This is a genomic window from Lactobacillus sp. wkB10, assembly GCF_000760615.1.
GTDB classification, from domain to species: domain Bacteria; phylum Bacillota; class Bacilli; order Lactobacillales; family Lactobacillaceae; genus Lactobacillus; species Lactobacillus huangpiensis.
The window spans coordinates 127,510-144,935 of the sequence record NZ_JRJB01000002.1; the positions used below are offsets into that span (position 1 = coordinate 127,510).

Here is a 17,426-nt window from a genome sequence, read left to right on the forward strand (position 1 = left end):
TCTCCTTTATTCTGAAATATTAGCAATTATCAGATCTAGACATTTATCAGCATGTTGTGTCATATCAATATATTGCTTCCCGGTAGTCGTAATCATCTTAGCGTTATTCTTATCGCATTCCTTTTTCAGTTCATCTTTCATTGCATTCATTTGCGGTGCCAAAATAACGATATCCATTCCTGAAAGCAAGTCATGGTGAGCACCAAATGAAGTGGCCGCTACTGCTAATGGAAGATCGTTTTCAGCAGCTAGCTTGTTTAACGCTTTTGCTAAAATACCACTGGTACCACCACCAGCACAAAGAACCAAAACATTTAGGTTCTTGCCATCTTTTGTTTTTGCTAAAGGAATCTTGCTTGCGCTTGCAACATTATTTTCTGGTCCTGAACTACTTGAATTATCTGTTTCCGCATTATTAGCATTAGTTTCATTAGCCTCAGTGCTTGCGCCAGCATTTTCTTTTACTGCTTCTTCGGCACATTTTTGGATGTCATAAGCTTTAAAGAACGGGTAGTACATTACAACATCTACAACTAAAAGCAAAATTGCTAAAATAATTGAACCAATCGAGAACCCTGTACCCATTATTAATCCAAGTGTTCCTGGAGTAGTCCAAGGAAGGTTATAGATAAAACCAGGCATGTGGAAGAAATCAACAAATATCTTGAAAAGCCACACATTGGCAATTGGTGTCAAAATGAAGGGGATAAAGAAGACCGGATTCAAAATTAATGGTGCTCCAAATAAAATCGGTTCATTAACCCCGAATAGTACTGGAATTGAAGCAGCTCGACCAACCGCTTTTAATTCCTTTGACTTAGACATGAAAGCAAACATTAATGTAATGACTAAAGTAGCACCAGTACCGCCTAAAGTAGCAACAAAGTATTGCGTACCTTGAGCTAAAATTCTGTTTGCGCCAGCAATATTACCAGCTTTCCAAGCCGACAAGTTTAATTCAACATTGCTTAAATAAATAGCAGTGACTGCCGGCTCAACAATTGATGGTCCCTGAATTCCGATGAACCAGAAGAATGCCATCGCACCATATACTATGGCCAGACCAAAATACCCGTCTGCTGCGGTAAATAAAGGTGATAAAACCTGAATGATCCAAGCAGCTAGGTTGGTTCCAGTCATAGCTCTAAAAGCTAACGAAAAAATCCAGAAGAAAAATGTACTTATTGCAAAAGGAATAATATTTTTAAAAGCTCCTGCAATATTTTGAGGTACTGCATCTGGTAATTTAATTGTGATGTTATGCTTAAAACATTGATAGTAGACGTTAGGCACTATAAATGCTACTAAGAAAGCACAAATTAAGCCTTTAGTACCAATCATTGCAACTGCAAAATACAGATTATTCATTTTATCAGTTAAAGTGTCAACAGCAACTAAGACAAAAGAAACCTGAGCAGTAAACTGCACACCTACTGTTGGAATCTGGTCTGTTTTGGGCAAGTCTAGATTAAATGAATCAGTTAAAGCCTTAGCAACCGATGAAGAAGCCATCAAGGCTAAAACGCCCATTGACATGTTGTAAAACATGTTTAGAGCATTAGCCACTTTAGTGGGCCAGGCAAAGTGCCAAATTAAAGGCACATTTGCTATTAATAAAAAGATACTTGAAAAGATAATGATTGGCATTAAAGCTATAAAGCCATCTCTTACCGCACGCAAATATTTATTGGCAGCGACTTTTTGAAAAAACGGCTGCGCTTTTTCTATTTGCCTAATTACAGCATTCATTTTTAAACCTCTTTCTTAACTACTTATTTTTTAGTTCATTCAATTCCTTTAAAGCGGAATTATACTTTTCATACAAATCAATAAAATACTTTGCTTCATCTCTTAGCAGCATTGTAGTCATTAATGTATCTTGCCCGTGAGACATAATGAATGTAGTCTCCATTTCTTCACCACTGGCTTCTTTACTCATTAATTTTGTTTGTGCATTATGAGCATCATTTAGTGAACTATCTGCACTTTTGACCAATTCTCTGGCTTTATCGTAGTTGCCACCTCTAGCTTCATCTAAAGCATTGATTAGCGCAGTCTTGGCGTCACCTGCATAAGCAACTATTTCAAAACCGGCCATTGAAATTTCTTCTTTGGTTACCATATTTTTACTCCTTTTCTTCTTGTCCTAATATTTGATGAACATGAATGATAAAATACACTCTTTCTGCATCAGAAGGATGAAAATCAAATTCATCGCTTAACGCCTGAAAGATTTCCTGAGTTATTTGATACGAACGTGGATAAGCTTTGATCATGTCACATTCAATCTTTTTATCAATAGATTCATCTTTTTCTGGTGGGCGCCAAAGCCTTTTAGCCAGATACTGCAAATGAATCAGAAACCGCCTGAAACTATCCCGATTTTTACCGTTTTGATAAACATTATTGTTGTCTAGCACATTGAGTACCACGTTAATTAATTTGGAGGTGTCAAAAATATATTTTGATTTGCCTTCATGCTTTGCAATGCCATTAGGAATCTTGCTGTTGATAAAATGAAGGGCTATACTTTTAACCTCAGAATTTGGAAACTCAACGCCTAACTTGCTGTTAATAATTCCAAGTGCTTCTTTTGCTATTTGATATTCTTTAGGATACTTTGCGCTTAAATCTGGGATCTCATTTTCTTGGTACCTTCCTGCCAAAAGCAATTTATAAGCTCCATTTATATGTTCACTTAATGTTAAATAAATCGAATCATATACTTGGAAATGATAATTTATTCTTGCATTTTCAATAACTGCAAAAACTGCTGAAATTATGTCTGCCGGAATATTATGAAACAAGTAATCAAGCGATTCTTTATCCTTCTTATTATCTAAATAAAAAATCTTCTGAATTTTACTAGAATCAACATGTCTATTTTTTCCTTGTTCAAATCCCACTCCCTTACCGAAAACAATTGCTTCTTGTCCTTTCCCAACATCAACTAAAATGCTGTTATTATTAAAAATTTTTTTAAGGCGCATATCTTTGTTCCTTTTTTACGAAAAAAAAAAGAGACTACTAGCAATAGCCGATGAATAATATAAAATTCACCAGTTTTACTAGTAGTCTCGCCTAATTTGATAGTAACAATCTACTTAAACTTTCAATGTAAATAAAGCATAGCACACTTTTGAAATTATGCAAACGCTTTATTTAAATTAATTTTATTTTTCTTTGATAAATGATGAATCTGGAATTCTAATTAAATAGTAGCGCGTTGCGTTGTGTCCAGCATGCATTCCGATGCCATTCTGCCACACCTTTTTATAATCAGCCGTATAAATTGCAACATAAGCACGTTGATACTTACGGTCCATTTTCTGTAGTTCTTTTTTATCATACGGAATTTTTGCGGCATTAAGATCTAAGGGGCTTTTGCCATATGCAACAGTAGCAAAATTGCTGGATACTTTGATTTTCTTACCTGGTCTATAGTAGGTAAAAGTCTGAGTACTAATCCTTTTCTTTTTCGAATTAATCGTAACGTAACTTGAATTACCTTCCCCAGTGTTCATGACAATAGGCTCGTAAGTAATATGCGACGTGATTTTACTTGTATCTTCAAGGTCAGGATTGTCCAGCATAGTTTTGTTAAACAACCATACAATACCTACTATTAAAGCAACTACTTCAATAATATCGATTAAAAAATTTAGCCAGCTAAACTGCCTGTGCTTCTTGATAATCATAGTAATTCGGCGTTTGCGAATATTTTGCACAACAAAAACTAAATAAAGAATAACAATTACCCATAACAAAACTCCAAGTAGATTCCAGCTAACCATAACGGACCTCCTGCTTCTTTTTCCATTATATTGTAAAAAGTATCTTTTGAATAGCTGAGCTTAAAAATAGTATTATTAACGCAACAATTAAAAAACTTTTACCTGTTAAAAATTGAGTATTTTTATTTAGTCTTTTTAGTAGTAGTTTTCTTAGTTTTTGCAGTATTTTTAGTGGCAGGCTTTTTTTTGGCCGAAGCTGAAGGCTTTTGATATTCACGGATCTGCTTAATTTTTTCCTGCATTGCATCTGACAGTCTATCTACAATTTCTGCTTGATCTTGTTCAATCTCTTCTTCTGTTGCTATCTGATCAATTCTAAACCCTGATGCATTCAAATATTCTGATTGTGTCTCAAAATATATAGCAACAGGATAATCTTTACCTTCTTCGAAGAAATTAGCAATCTTTTTGTAATTGCTATAAGGCAAATTAATGATATTGCTTTCCAAAGCAAAGACAACAGGCCTCTGTCCGCTTATTTCAAGTGCAACATGGCTTAATGAACTATGTTTAAGTGCTGCTCTGGTTTCCTTAACTAATTTAGTCGCCAGCTCATGCATTCTAGCTTTTGACTTGCTAATGTCTGCATATTTAACAGTTTCTAAGTCTTCAATATAATCTTGTTTTTCTATTTTTGCAGTTAAATCTTTTAAGCTTATTTTCAAATTAAAAACCCTTATCTAAATTTATTAATTTTTATCAGTCTTTTATACGATACTCAAATTTTTGTTTAAAAACAATTTTTTTATTTCTTTTAAAAATATTTTTTAAAAAACACTTTTGCTAGTCAAAGTTAATTTAAAATATCTAAAAACCGTTTTTATTCATAGAAAACCACTATTAAAGCAGAATTTTTGCTAATATTAAATAACACTTTGCTCTATAAAATTTTAAAAAAGCGTTTTTATAAAATATTATTTAAAAAACTTGGCCTTATCTACTTTACAAGCGTTTTCACATAGAGTAAATTTAACATGTAACTAAAAATTTTTCACTAAATTTTTTAACTGAAAGGTAGACGAATATGTCAGATAAAGTTTACACAGATTATTTCTATAATTCCGAAGATTTTGATAAAAATCACGAAATGGGATACAAGGATCTTCACATTCCTGAAGGTGTTGAAGCTCAACCTTTAATTGTTCCACCAGTATTAGAGCCTGATAAACAAGAAAACAATGATGTTTGGTACACAATTGAGTCCCAAGAAGGTGACTTCCAATTTTTGCCAGGTAAAAAGACTCATACTTGGGGCTACAACTTCCCAGTTCTTGGTAAAACTATGGTTTTGACCAGAGGTCAACACGTTCACGTAACTTTGAAGAACAGCTTGCCAGAATTAACTACATACCACTGGCATGGTATGGAAGTTCAAGGTCCTGGTAACGATGGTGCTTGCCACTCACCAGTTTATCCAGGTGAAGAAAAGCATATTGACTTTACTATTAAACAACCAGCTGCCTTGACATGGCTTCACGCTCACCCATGTCCATCAACTGCTATGCAAGTATGGATGGGGCTAGCAATGGGTGTCGTTATTACTGATGCAAATGAAGCTAAGTTGCCAATTCCTAAGACTTACGGCAAGGACGAGTTCCCAATTATTTTACAAGACCGTATTTTCCATGAAGATAATCAATTTGACTACAAGGCAGACTACAATGCAATGGGTATCTTCGGTGATACTCCAATTATCAACGGTGTCGTTCGTCCATACGTTGATGTTACTACCCAAAAAGTTCGTTTAATCTTCTTAGGTGGTTCCAACCGTCGTGAATGGCGTCTGCACTTTAGCGATGATTTGGTAATGACTCAAATCGGTGGTGATGACTCATTCTTAGAGCATCCAGTTAAATTGACTAAGGTTTTAATTGGACCAGGTGAGCGTCAACAAGTAGTTGTCGACTTTGGTAACTATAAAGATGGCGATGTTGTCAACCTTTACACTGACGATTTCAAGTTGGTTGAATTTAGAATTCACAGCTATGAAAAAGATGACAGCGTAATTCCTGACACATTATTCAAACCATACGATCCAGTCGTTAACCCTAACTCACCAGTTCCTCATGTTACTATGGATAACCACAACATGATTAACGGCAAGTTGTTCTCAATGGACAGAATTGACATGAAGCAGGAATTAATGAATGCTGAATACTGGGATGTAACTAACACTAACGATAAAGTTAACGGTATGTTGCACCCATTCCACATTCACGGTGCCCACTTCTTGGTTGTTTCTCGTGACGGTAAAGATCCTTATCCAAATGAAAGAGGCGTATACAAGGACACTATTGAAGTGGCTCCTCAAGAAACAGTTCGCTTGAAGGTTTACTTCCAAAACACAGGTGTCTTCATGTACCACTGCCACATTATTGAACACGAAGACGCTGGTATGATGGCTCAAATTCAAATAGTTGATCCAAAAGAACCAGACAAGAAATATCATTTGATGGACATGGAAACTTTGACTAAGGCATTTGCTGAAGAAAGAGGAGTACCTGAAGACGAAGTCTTCTGCCCAGGAATGGACGTTGAAGGTATGGCAGTTAAAGGTGAAGATCACAGTCTTGATGCTTTATCAAGCGCAACTCACCACTAATTACCGCTTTCAATAAAGAAAAAATAAAATTTAGCAAAATCGCTCAAATTAATGAGCGATTTTTTGCTTTTAATAATCATCCTATGTTTAAATAGCTTTATGAAAAAGAAAAGATTTTCCTTTAAAGCTATTTTGATATTACTATTGGGTGCTTTTTTTCTAGGCTTAGTTTTTACAATCTTTAATTCTACAGGTGTTAAAGACCGCTATGACTGGTTAACCTTAAAATCATCCCAGAAGTTAGATGTTCCTTTAGAAAATCAGTATCCAGATTTGCCCAACGGCTGCGAAGTGACTTCTCTTTCGATGCTTTTGCGCTATTATGATGTTAAAGTTAATAAACTCGATCTCTCAGAGAATATTAAGCACGTTTCTTCATATACCGATGATGGCAAATATCGCGGCAATCCTCATGTTGGCTTCGTTGGCTATATGAGTCAGGCTAATGCTGGCTGGTGCGTTTATAATGAACCGCTAGAGCAAGTCGGTCTAAAGTACACTAACCGTATTAAGAATTTCACAAATCATGATTTTATCCAAGTAATAAAATTGGTTTCTGATGGACATCCAGTTCTAATTATTACTACCACCAATTTTAATCATGTTGGCGACATGCAAACGTGGCAAACAGCTCAAGGTGAAGTACACGTGACACCGTCTTCACACACTTGCGTTATTACCGGCTTTGATAAAAAGTCACGAATCGTTTATGTTAATGATCCCTTTGGTCATAAAAACAAAGCAATACCTTGGAAAAACCTGGAAAAAAGTTATAATCAGCAAGGCAAACAAGCATTATATCTAAAATAAAAAAGAGCAGATTCAATTAAGAATCTGCTCTTTTTCAAATCGAGGCCCGTTAAAATTAACAGGTGACTACTTCTGTTCACATCAGGTTGGTCAGCCACCAGCACTTCCCGTGCCTGCCACTTAAGGCGGGTGTCCTCACACAAATACGCATCTCGCGTTTTTGTCGACTCGCATTAATTATTATACTTATCTGAGTGACGTTTGTAAAATTTTTTTATTCTGAAGAAAATTTCCACACACATATTTGATAAGAGCATCCCTAAAGCAATTGACCCTGTGACAATTATTACTCTCAAAACTGCATCATTTGCACCCCTAAGGTTGCCGGATGTTAATTCACGAACAGCCTGATATGCTGGAACACCTGGCACTAAAGGTACAATCGCTGGGATATAAAAAACTGTAGCCGGGCATTTTTTCTTTCTAGCAAAAACTATCCCTAAAATACCAATAGCAAAAGAGCCAAGTAAATTGGATAATAACCGACCCATCGATGCTCTCATTGACAGCCAATAAATAATCCAGCTAATAATTCCACTCACGCCGGCCAAATTAAGTACTCGTCTTGGAACATTGATTGTTAAAGCAAAACAGGCCGAAGCCAAATAGGCAAAAGCAACATTAATTAGTATTTCTAACCAAAAAGGCATTTTTTAAGCTCCTAAAAATTTCAAGACAATACCAACTCCACCGCCCAATGCAAATGCTGTAAGCAGAGCCTCACAAATTTTCACCATTCCTGAAAGAATGTCACCTTTAAATAGGTCTCGCAGTGCATTTGTCAAAGCCAGACCCGGAACTAAAGGCATCAGTGCACCAGTAAGAATATGGTCAATAATCATTTGCGGAAAAAGTCGAACTAAACCAGCTGCAATAACCGTCATAATCAGAGCTGCAACAAGTTCAGCCAAGAATTTAACATTAGTAAAACGTTTAAAATAATAAAATGAAAGAAATCCAATAGCTCCCACAATAGCCGCAGCAGGAAAATCAATCCAATCATAATTATTCATGAACAATACCATGAGCGTTGCACTTAAAATTGCGGCTCCAATCGTCTGCAGCCATATGGGAAAATTGGGATAATCACCCTTTGCCATCTTGGTAACTTCTTTTTTAACTTCTTGCAAAGTTATTTTTTTATCTGCAAAAGCACGGGACAAAGAATTGATACGGTCAACTAGTTCAAGGTTGATATTGCGCTCATGTACAAGTGTGCTCTGGCAATAGTTACCATGATCCAAGCTCATAAAAACACCCGTTGGTACTACAAAAACACGTGGATCCGGTTCACCAGCACTTTTGGCAATGCGCACCATCGTATCTTCAACCCGATACATTTCGCTTCCGCCTTCAATCATTAATTCACCGACAGTTAAGCAGGTCTCAAGCAAATCTTGGTAAAATAATTCACCTGGTCTAGCATTCATTTTTCACCTCAAAGTTTATTCATAGTCTCAATATCAATAGTTTTATCAACCCAATTGCCTTGGAAAAAATCACGTTCATGGCTAACGATAATTACTCCTCCCGGAAATTTAACGATAGCCTGTCTTAATGCGTCTTTAGAATCCCGGTCCAAATGATTGGTTGGCTCATCCAGAAATAATAAATTTGCAGGTTCAAATAACATTTTTGCGAGTTTGACTTTTTCCTGCTCACCTCCTGATAGCTTTTTCAAAGGACTCATTGCCTGTTGAGCAGTGACGCCCAATTTTGCCAAAGCCCCTCTTAATTCTTTAGGTTTTATGCGCTCAAAGCTTTCCTGCAAATATTGTAGAGGCGTCATGTTATTATTTGGCCAAGTTAATTCCTGTTTAAAGTAGGCAATTTTAGCAGTTTCAGACAATTTATAGGTACCAAAAATCGGATCAAGTTGTCCCAGTAAGGTTTTTAAAAGCGTTGATTTCCCAATACCATTAAAACCGGTAATAGCAACTTTTTCATTACCTCCAACAGAAAAATTGAACGCTTCTTTGACTAATGCCTGATCATAGCCAATTACTAAATCCTGTGTTTGCAATAAAAGATTGGCTGCTGTAGCCACATAAGGAAATGCAAAGTGAGGTTTATGGTTATTTTTAGGTGGATTCAGTACATCCATTTTTGCAAGTTGCCGAGCACGTGATTTTGCACTTTTTGAACGGGTACCAGCCTTATTTTTGCGAATATAAGCTTCTGTTTTGGCAATTTTACGCTGCTGGTTAGCATAAGCCTTCATATACGTTTCCCGATTAGCTTCTTTTTGACGCATTGCCTGTTTTAAAGTACCTGTATAACGTGTAATTGTGCCGATATCTATATCAATGATACAATTGGCAATTCTGTCTAAAAAGTCATAATCATGGCTAACTACGATAAAAGCACCGGCAAAATTGTTCAAATAGTCAACCAGCCAATCGATATGAGAAACATCAAGATAGTTGGTCGGCTCATCTAGCAGCAACACATCTGGAGTCTGCAAAAGCAACTTAGCCAAAATAATTTTTGACCTTTGACCTCCTGACAATTGACTCACATCATGATCATACCCCAGCTCTGCCAGACCTAATCCCGATGCAACTCGCTCAATTTCGGTATCAATATTATAAAAATTATTTTCTTCCAGATAGGTTTGCATCTTACCTGCTTTTTCTAATATAGAGCTATCACCCTCAGCTGCATACTTTTTATATAAAGAGTTTAACTCTTTTTCCTTATCATAAAGTGATGCAAAAGCCGTACGTAAAAACTGGCGAATTGTCACCCCTGGTTTCAACTTGGCATACTGATCAAGGTAACCAATTGCAATTTTGTTTTGCCATTTAATTTGTCCATCATCAGGTAATATTTCACCAGTTAAAATTTTAATCAAGGTCGATTTGCCAACCCCATTTTGACCAGTCACACCCATATGATCTTCTTTGTTAAGTACAAAACTTGCATCTTGATATAAAGTTTTATCTTCAAAACCTTGTCCCAAATTTTTAACTGTTAGTATGCTCATTATGCATCTCCCTAAATATCATTATAAGTTGTACAAAATAAAGTAAAACTACCTTTAATCTTTTGGCCTGGTCTTGCTAATATCCACAACAAAAAAGTGGGCTACTTGCCCACCTTTTCATTTTTTTCTTGTTCATATTTCTGCAAGGAGTCCAATATTTTAGGCCAATAACGCTTAGGTAAAATCAACTGCAATTTATCGTTATAAATTGGAAAATCGCTTGCTTTCATGCCAGTAATTTTAGCTAAATCTTTATCAGATAAATGATGTTCACGTGCAATTCGTTTAATTTCAACGGAGGCATGACCGCGAAACCATGAAAGAGCAAAGAAAAATAAGGCAAATATGCTTGCTGCTAATACAGCAACGGGTAAATTCCAATGAAATGTCCGTAAGCAAATGAACGCTATCGCAATAAAAGCAATAAAGGCTGATATTGTACTATAAATAGCTATAAATACAGATTGCTTACGCATATTTATTATCCTCCTTTACCAGAACAGTTATTGACCTGCAGAATTATCTCCACTTGTTCCAGTTCCTGAAGAATTGCCATTTGACTCATCAGTTACTACTGAACGGTAAATCTGGTAATTAGTAAATGGATTGGGATCTTTCCACTTAATGTTATTGTTCTGCTCATTTAACTTATTGAGTTTCGTTTCATCATTATCCAATACTTTTTTATCCAAGTCAAGATTGGTACGTATCTTGTCAGAAGCCTTTTGAAGCTCTTTAGTTGATGCTACCTGAATAGATGCTCCATCAATCCAAGCATCATGCCCCTGAATATAACCACTGGCAATATTCTGTGAACAGCCGCGGTAAGTCAGGGCTAAGGCTAACATATCATTAAACGTAAGGTTAGTTTTGACATATTTTGAAAAGATCTTAACCAACTTGCGATAATTCGTAATTGAATCAACTGAAATAGCTTTATGAACTACAGCAGTGATAACTTGTCTTTGACGCATTTGCCTGCCATAATCGCCTCGAGGATCATCATGACGCATTCTAACATATGCTACAGCATGGCGTCCGTTTAAGTGCTGTTTTCCCTTATGAAAATCACACCAGTCATATGAAAACTTGAACGGCACTTTAACATCAACTCCACCAACAGCGTCAACCAGGCTTTTTAGAGCTTTCATATTTACTTCCACATAATAATGAATTGGAACACCGATTAAGGCTGAAACAGTTCTCATAGAAGCAGTACTGCCACCAATACCGTAAGCCGAATTAACCCGAAACATATTGTACTTATTTCCAGGATCACCTAAAATATTAGCAAGGGTGTCTCGAGGAATTGAAGTCATTGTCGACTTATTTTTAGCAGGATTTGCTGTTGCCAAAATCAAAGTATCAGAATTTCCTTTATCATGTCGTCCTTCAAGTCCCTGATCAACTCCGAGAATTAAAACAGAAATCGGCTGTCTGTTGGCAATTCTTGCAGAAGTGGCATAATTGCCACCATTGCCATCAATTGCACTGTGCAAAGCAAAATACATATGTGCTACCCAGGCTAAGCCAAAGCTGACACACAAAACAGCTGCAATACCACAAATCCGAGCAAAAACGCTGCCTTTAAAGGATTTAGCTGGTTCTGCCAAAGCAATATTCCGATGAAGATTTAGGGAAGAATGCTTTTTGTGGTAATCTTCTCTGCGTTTTGAATTTGGATTCATTCCTCTATTCAAACCCTTTCGTAGTTTTCCATCTATTATTTTTAACACTTTCAAACATGAATTAAAATAATATCAATTATAATTAATAATATCTTATTTTTTAATCTTTAGTATAATTTAATTAAATAGCTAAAAAGGAGAATTTTTATGTCAATTCCTAAACGTGATGAAGTCCCCGAAAATCTTAAATGGGATTTAACCAGGATATTTAAAACTGATAATGACTGGGAAGATGAATATACACTTGTCAAAAAAGAAATACCAGTTTTAAGCACTTTAAAAGAAAATTTTACCACTTCTGGTTCATCTTTATATAATGGTATTACTCAAATTTTAACAGTTAGTCGGAGGCTGGAAAAAGTATATTCCTATGCTACTCTTGCCAGTGATGTTGATACTGGAAACGCCCACTATTTAAGTTATGTAGCTCAAGTGCAAGGACTAGCAAGCCAGTTCGAAGCCGCTACTTCTTTTATGAATCCAGCAATTTTAAGTCTTTCAGCGGAAAAGTTGAGTGCTTTAGAACGAGAAGAGCCTAAGCTTGGTCACTACAAACATTTGCTTGATCAAATTACCAGACTGAGACCATATACTCTATCTGCACAAGAAGAAAAGCTAATTGCAGATGCTGGTGATGCTCTATCTGCTTCCGAAAACACTTATAACGTTTTAACCAATTCAGATATGGAATATGGTTATACTCAGGATGATAACGGTGAAATGGTTCAACTTTCTGATGGATTATACTCGCTGCTTATTCAATCCCAAAATCGTGAAGTACGTAAAAATGCTTTTGATTCCATGTATACTACTTACGGACAATTTGAAAATTCCCTCGCAGCAACTCTTTCCGGTGCTGTCAAGGAGCATAACTATAGTGCCCGTGTTCACCATTATCCATCAGCTCGTGAGAGTGCAATGAATGCAAATGGCGTACCATTAGTCGTTTACGATACTTTGATTGATGAAGTCGATGAACACTTAGACCTACTGCATGAATACGTAGCTTTACGCAAACAGATTTTAGGCTTAAAGGATCTGCAAATGTGGGACATGTATGTTCCACTAACTGGTAAACCAGCATTGAGCTATACTTTTGATCAAGCTAAAGCAGAAGCTAAAAAAGCATTAGCACCATTAGGAGAGGACTATTTAAAGCAGGTCGACTATATTTTTAACAATCGCGTAATTGACGTGGTTGAATCACAGAATAAAGCTACCGGAGCATATTCTGGCGGTTGCTATGATACAGATGCATATGAATTGCTCAATTGGGAGGACAATGTTGATTCATTATACACATTGGTTCATGAAACAGGACACTCAGTCCACAGCATGTATACCAGGCAAAATCAGCCATATGCTTATGGTGATTATCCTATCTTTGTTGCTGAAATAGCTTCTACAACTAACGAAAATATCCTGACAGAGTACTTTTTAAATCACATTTTGGATCCTAAAACGCGTGCCTTTGTCCTTAATTACTACCTGGATTCTTTTAAAGGAACTTTGTTTAGGCAAACGCAGTTTGCTGAATTTGAACAAAAAATTCACGAAATGGATGCAAATGGTGAACCATTAACAGCTGATCGTTTAGATGATATCTACGGTAAAATTAATCAGCGCTATTACGGTGATGCAGTAGAACCTGGTGGAGAAATTGCTAAAGAATGGGCCAGAGTACCTCATTTTTATTACAATTTTTATGTTTATCAATACGCTACAGGTTTTGCCGCAGCCACTGCCTTAGCAAACAATGTCGTTCATGGCACTACCGAGCAACGAAATGCCTATTTGAACTTTCTAAAAGCTGGTTCTAGTGATTATCCTGCTGAAATCATGAAAAAAGCTGGAGTTGATATGACGAAGCCAGATTATTTAGAAGAAGCTTTTAAAACTTTTGCCAATCGTTTAAGCGAATTTAAGAAAATTATCCAAAATAATTATAATTAATACTTGCATCTTTTAGTTACAAATAATATAACTGGTATGTAAATAATAATTTCTCACATCAAAAGCCACTCCTATTTTTAAGAAGTGGCTTTTTTCTGTTATAAAAATATTGATGATAGTCAAAAATCAGTCTAATGAGTTCCAAAACTGCCTTGCTAATTCTTGGTATAAACGACAGCCATCTAAATAAGCATTTACTTCTATATACTCATTTGGTTCATGATCAGTAGTTCCAGCTCCCGGTCCCAGAATAATAATAGGAAAACCTCCAGCTTGAATATATTCTGATGCATCTGTAGCAGCAGTCCCTGCAACAAATTCACTTGGCCTGCCAATTTCTTGCTCGACAACTTTTTGAGCCATTTTAGCTAATTTTGTCTGAGATTGGTCAGGTAAAGGCACCTCAGGAAAACTATATTTAATTTTTAACTGGGCGCCATTTTTATTTAAATCAGCAACTATTTGTTTAAGTTCAGTATATATTTGCTCATTGGGATATACTGGTGTCGTTCTGATATTTCCGGAAAGCCAAGCACTGTCGGGAACAGAATTAATTTGACTTCCACCCTGAATTTGGCTAATCACATGAGTAAAAGAGCCTAAAACCGGATCCTTTTTTTGATGACTGTCCATTAATTGTTGCGCTGATTGTGCAAACTCAATCAGTGGCATTATAGCATTCTGACCTTTTTCTGGGGTCGAAGAATGAACGCAAATACCTTTAGAATAAACATAATAGTCAATAACACCTTTATGTGTCACACGTACGTCAAAGTTAGAAGGTTCACCAATAACAAGTCCATCCAGGTCAGAAGCATAGCCTTCTTTAGTCAACTGAGCCGCTCCATATTCACCGGTTTCTTCGCCTACAGAAGCTAAGAGTCTAATACGACCGGGCATTTCTTTCTCACTATCAAGTAAATCAAGCATTGCAACAATCATTGCCGCCAGACCGGATTTCATATCGCTCGCACCACGCCCAAATATTTTCCCGTCTTTCAAAACGGGCTTGAATGGGTCTGTATGCCAATTGGTCAAATTCCCAGCTGCAACAACATCTTCATGCCCTGAGAAGCCTAACAACGGACCATGATCTCCGATGGTTACTACCAAATTATCTCTGCCGGAAGAATAAGAAAATCTGTGAATTTCTACTGGATATCCGCTAAACAATGCGGTTATATAATCAGCTATCAGGCTTTCATGATCATTTGCCGAATCTATCGCTAACAAGTCTGTTAAAATTTTAATCGCTTGTGTTTCTTCCACTTACTATCTCCCACCTAAGCCTCAAGAACTTTTGCTAAAAAGTCCTGTGCTCGCGGAGTTTGTGGCTGAGCAAAAAATTGCTGTGGTGCAGCTTTTTCCTGAATATAACCGTCAGCCATAAACCATACTTCATCTGCAACATTTTTGGCGAAACCCATTTCATGAGTTACAACTACCATAGTCATTCCTTTTTGAGCCAAATCCTGCATTACTTTTAATACTTCCCCCACCATTTCAGGATCAAGAGCCGAAGTGGGTTCATCGAAAAGCATTACTTCTGGATCCATTGCCAAAGCCCGAGCAATAGCAACTCTCTGTTGTTGTCCACCTGAAAGATTGGTTGGAAATGCTTCTGCTTTATCTGCCAAACCAACCTGGTCTAACAGCTCCATTCCTTTAGCTTTAGCTTCACTGTCACTCATGCCCTTTACTTTCATAGGCGCTAATTTAATATTTTCAATAATATTCATATGGGGAAACAAATTAAACTGCTGAAAAACCATCCCCATTCTTTCACGCAGTTGATCAAGCTGATCTTCACTTAAGGCAGTTAATTCCTTATCTTCAAAAATCACTTTGCCAGAGGACGGCTGATCTAATAGGTTCAAACAACGCAAAAATGTACTTTTGCCTGCACCGGACGGTCCAATTAGACAAATAACCTGACCTTCATTTACCTGAGCATTAATATCCTTTAAAACTTTATTATTGCCAAAATTTTTCTGTAAATGTTCAACTTTAATTACAGGGTTTGCGTTAGTCATGATTCATTTTCCTTTCAAATACCTTCATTAAGCTAGATAAACCAAAAGTAATGATAAAGTATAAGATCATTGTAATTACTAATGGCATTACTCCGCGATAAGTATCGGCCTGGACTACACGTGATTGATAAATCAAATCCTTAACGCCAATTACCGAAACAATGGAACTTTCCTTAATGAGGGAAACAAATTCATTACCTAATGCCGGCCAAATATTTTTCATTGCCTGTGGCATAATAACATAACGCATAGTTGCAGTTCTTGATAAGCCTAAGGAGCGAGATGCTTCAGTCTGTCCCACAGCAATCGAATTAATACCCGAACGAATTACCTCTGCTACATAAGCTGCAGAGTTAAGGGAAACGGCAATTATACCCGAAAGTAAAGCTGGGATATTTACTACTACTCCCAAGCCAAAGTAAATAAACAGCAGTTGTACCATTAACGGCGTGCCACGAATAAATTCTACGTAAGCTGTCGCAATTGAACGTGCAATTTGATTGTGTCCTAAGCGCATAAATGCCAGTATTGCACCTAACAAAAAGCCAAAGAAAACTGATATAGCAGAAATAAGTAAGGTGTAACCAACTCCCGCTATAAAGAAGTCTTTATATGCCCACATCGAATTAGACGCTTTGACTTCCTTTTTTGTTTTACCGGCAGTTAAATATTTTCCAGCTTTGGGTAAATATACTTTATCAATTAAATCTTTTTGCTTAATCTCTGCTATTGATTTATCAGCAGCTTTAACTAAACTATTGGCTCCCTTATGAAAAGCAACAGAAGTAGCAGATGACTCTGTCTTGAGGCCTGCCGGAATAACCATAATCCCGTCCGTATTTTGAGCAAAAGCCTCGGCTGTCGCTTTATCAACTGAAACTGCATCAACCTTATGCGTTTTTAATCCTAAAACCAAGTCGTTATATTTGTCCATGGTTTTCAGTTTGACATTTTTGGCCTGATTTTTGATCATTGTGGCCTGCATGCTGCCAGTTTGAGCACCGATTGCTTTGCCTGCAAAAGATTTATAGTTTTTATATTTGCCTTTATCTTCTTTTCTTATCAGTAGTTTCTGTTCACTTCTATAGTATGGCTGACTAAACGCAACGCTTTTAGCTCTCTTAGGTGTTGCGTTCATTCCGGCAATGACCATGTCAATTTTACCAGTTTCAAGGCCCACTAAAAGAGAGTCAAAGTCCATTGGCCGCACTACGAGCTTAACGCCCATATCATGAGCAATTTTTTGCCCGACTTCAACATCCATACCAACTATTTTTGATTTGCCTTTAATGTTTTTGACAAATTCATAAGGAGGATAATCTGGACTAGTCCCCATGACTAGTTCTCCTTTTTGCTTGATTCTTCGTAGATAATTGTCGGTTCTTTGTTCAGTTTGTCCTTTATCAGCTGCTGCTGCGTTCTGGGGTAACAAGGTTAACATCATAACTGCTATCAACAAAGTTTCAAGCAATTTCCACGCTTTCTTCATAATTTTCCTCCATTATTTGTTTTTATTATGACAATTATAAAGATATAAAAATTAAATTACAACTATTAATT

16 protein-coding genes are annotated in these 17,426 nt (G+C 36.6%); 3 read left to right on the top strand and 13 right to left on the bottom strand.

Annotated features, from left to right (window positions below):
• Positions 1–6: 6 nt before the first annotated feature.
• The 5 genes from LACWKB10_RS01940 to LACWKB10_RS01960 all read right to left on the bottom strand — a co-directional run bounded on the left by LACWKB10_RS01940 (position 7) and on the right by LACWKB10_RS01960 (position 4,459).
• Entirely contained in the window at positions 7–1,749 is a 1,743-nt protein-coding gene (locus tag LACWKB10_RS01940) for a PTS lactose transporter subunit IIBC (RefSeq protein WP_034978082.1), read from the bottom strand.
• 19 nt (positions 1,750–1,768) lie between these two features.
• Positions 1,769–2,122 carry a PTS lactose/cellobiose transporter subunit IIA gene (locus tag LACWKB10_RS01945; protein WP_034978084.1) on the bottom strand — a complete coding sequence of 118 codons (354 nt, stop codon included), beginning with the start codon at positions 2,120–2,122 and terminating at the stop codon, positions 1,769–1,771.
• Between the two features lie 4 nt (positions 2,123–2,126).
• Positions 2,127–2,990 (bottom strand): PRD domain-containing protein, encoded by an 864-nt coding sequence (locus LACWKB10_RS01950; RefSeq protein WP_034978086.1) that lies wholly within the window; start codon positions 2,988–2,990, stop codon positions 2,127–2,129.
• 183 nt (positions 2,991–3,173) lie between these two features.
• Positions 3,174–3,794, bottom strand: coding sequence for an LVIS_2131 family protein (locus LACWKB10_RS01955; protein ID WP_034978088.1), 621 nt, complete (start codon positions 3,792–3,794; stop codon positions 3,174–3,176).
• Between the two features lie 122 nt (positions 3,795–3,916).
• Positions 3,917–4,459 (bottom strand): hypothetical protein, encoded by a 543-nt coding sequence (locus LACWKB10_RS01960; RefSeq protein ID WP_034978090.1) that lies wholly within the window; start codon positions 4,457–4,459, stop codon positions 3,917–3,919.
• A gap of 359 nt (positions 4,460–4,818) precedes the next feature.
• On the opposite strand from LACWKB10_RS01960, the gene LACWKB10_RS01965 reads away from it, so the two are divergent.
• Positions 4,819–6,396: a multicopper oxidase family protein gene (locus LACWKB10_RS01965; RefSeq protein WP_034978094.1), complete on the top strand. Its 1,578-nt coding sequence runs from the start codon at positions 4,819–4,821 to the stop codon at positions 6,394–6,396.
• A 99-nt stretch (positions 6,397–6,495) separates the two neighbouring features.
• Complete coding sequence (locus LACWKB10_RS01970; RefSeq protein ID WP_034978097.1) at positions 6,496–7,206, top strand: C39 family peptidase; 711 nt, start codon at positions 6,496–6,498, stop codon at positions 7,204–7,206.
• A 173-nt stretch (positions 7,207–7,379) separates the two neighbouring features.
• Here LACWKB10_RS01970 and LACWKB10_RS01975 read toward each other — a convergent pair whose 3' ends face one another.
• The 5 genes from LACWKB10_RS01975 to LACWKB10_RS01995 all read right to left on the bottom strand — a co-directional run bounded on the left by LACWKB10_RS01975 (position 7,380) and on the right by LACWKB10_RS01995 (position 11,880).
• On the bottom strand, positions 7,380–7,856 hold the full coding sequence (locus LACWKB10_RS01975; RefSeq protein WP_034978101.1) for a threonine/serine exporter family protein: 477 nt from the start codon (positions 7,854–7,856) through the stop codon (positions 7,380–7,382).
• A 3-nt stretch (positions 7,857–7,859) separates the two neighbouring features.
• On the bottom strand, positions 7,860–8,636 hold the full coding sequence (locus tag LACWKB10_RS01980) for a threonine/serine exporter family protein (protein WP_034978104.1): 777 nt from the start codon (positions 8,634–8,636) through the stop codon (positions 7,860–7,862).
• 8 nt (positions 8,637–8,644) lie between these two features.
• Positions 8,645–10,192 carry an ABC-F family ATP-binding cassette domain-containing protein gene (locus tag LACWKB10_RS01985; protein WP_034978107.1) on the bottom strand — a complete coding sequence of 516 codons (1,548 nt, stop codon included), beginning with the start codon at positions 10,190–10,192 and terminating at the stop codon, positions 8,645–8,647.
• Between the two features lie 101 nt (positions 10,193–10,293).
• Positions 10,294–10,668, bottom strand: a complete 375-nt coding sequence (locus LACWKB10_RS01990; protein WP_034978110.1) for a hypothetical protein — start codon at positions 10,666–10,668, stop codon at positions 10,294–10,296.
• A gap of 27 nt (positions 10,669–10,695) precedes the next feature.
• Entirely contained in the window at positions 10,696–11,880 is a 1,185-nt protein-coding gene (locus LACWKB10_RS01995) for an LCP family protein (protein WP_034978114.1), read from the bottom strand.
• Positions 11,881–12,027: 147 nt separating this feature from the next.
• On the opposite strand from LACWKB10_RS01995, the gene pepF reads away from it, so the two are divergent.
• The gene (gene pepF / locus LACWKB10_RS02000) at positions 12,028–13,833 is read left to right on the top strand and encodes an oligoendopeptidase F (RefSeq protein ID WP_034978117.1); all 1,806 of its coding nucleotides are present in this window, start codon (positions 12,028–12,030) and stop codon (positions 13,831–13,833) included.
• A gap of 126 nt (positions 13,834–13,959) precedes the next feature.
• On the opposite strand, the gene LACWKB10_RS02005 is transcribed toward pepF, so the two are convergent.
• Genes LACWKB10_RS02005 through LACWKB10_RS02015 form a run of 3 tightly spaced genes read right to left on the bottom strand, consistent with a single transcriptional unit; the run spans position 13,960 to position 17,355 of the window.
• Positions 13,960–15,102, bottom strand: coding sequence for an ArgE/DapE family deacylase (locus tag LACWKB10_RS02005; RefSeq protein WP_034978119.1), 1,143 nt, complete (start codon positions 15,100–15,102; stop codon positions 13,960–13,962).
• 14 nt (positions 15,103–15,116) lie between these two features.
• Positions 15,117–15,866, bottom strand: coding sequence for an amino acid ABC transporter ATP-binding protein (locus tag LACWKB10_RS02010; RefSeq protein ID WP_034978122.1), 750 nt, complete (start codon positions 15,864–15,866; stop codon positions 15,117–15,119).
• Complete coding sequence (locus LACWKB10_RS02015) at positions 15,859–17,355, bottom strand: ABC transporter substrate-binding protein/permease (protein ID WP_034978125.1); 1,497 nt, start codon at positions 17,353–17,355, stop codon at positions 15,859–15,861. The genes LACWKB10_RS02010 and LACWKB10_RS02015 overlap by 8 nt, the downstream gene beginning before the upstream one ends.
• Positions 17,356–17,426 lie beyond the last annotated feature (71 nt).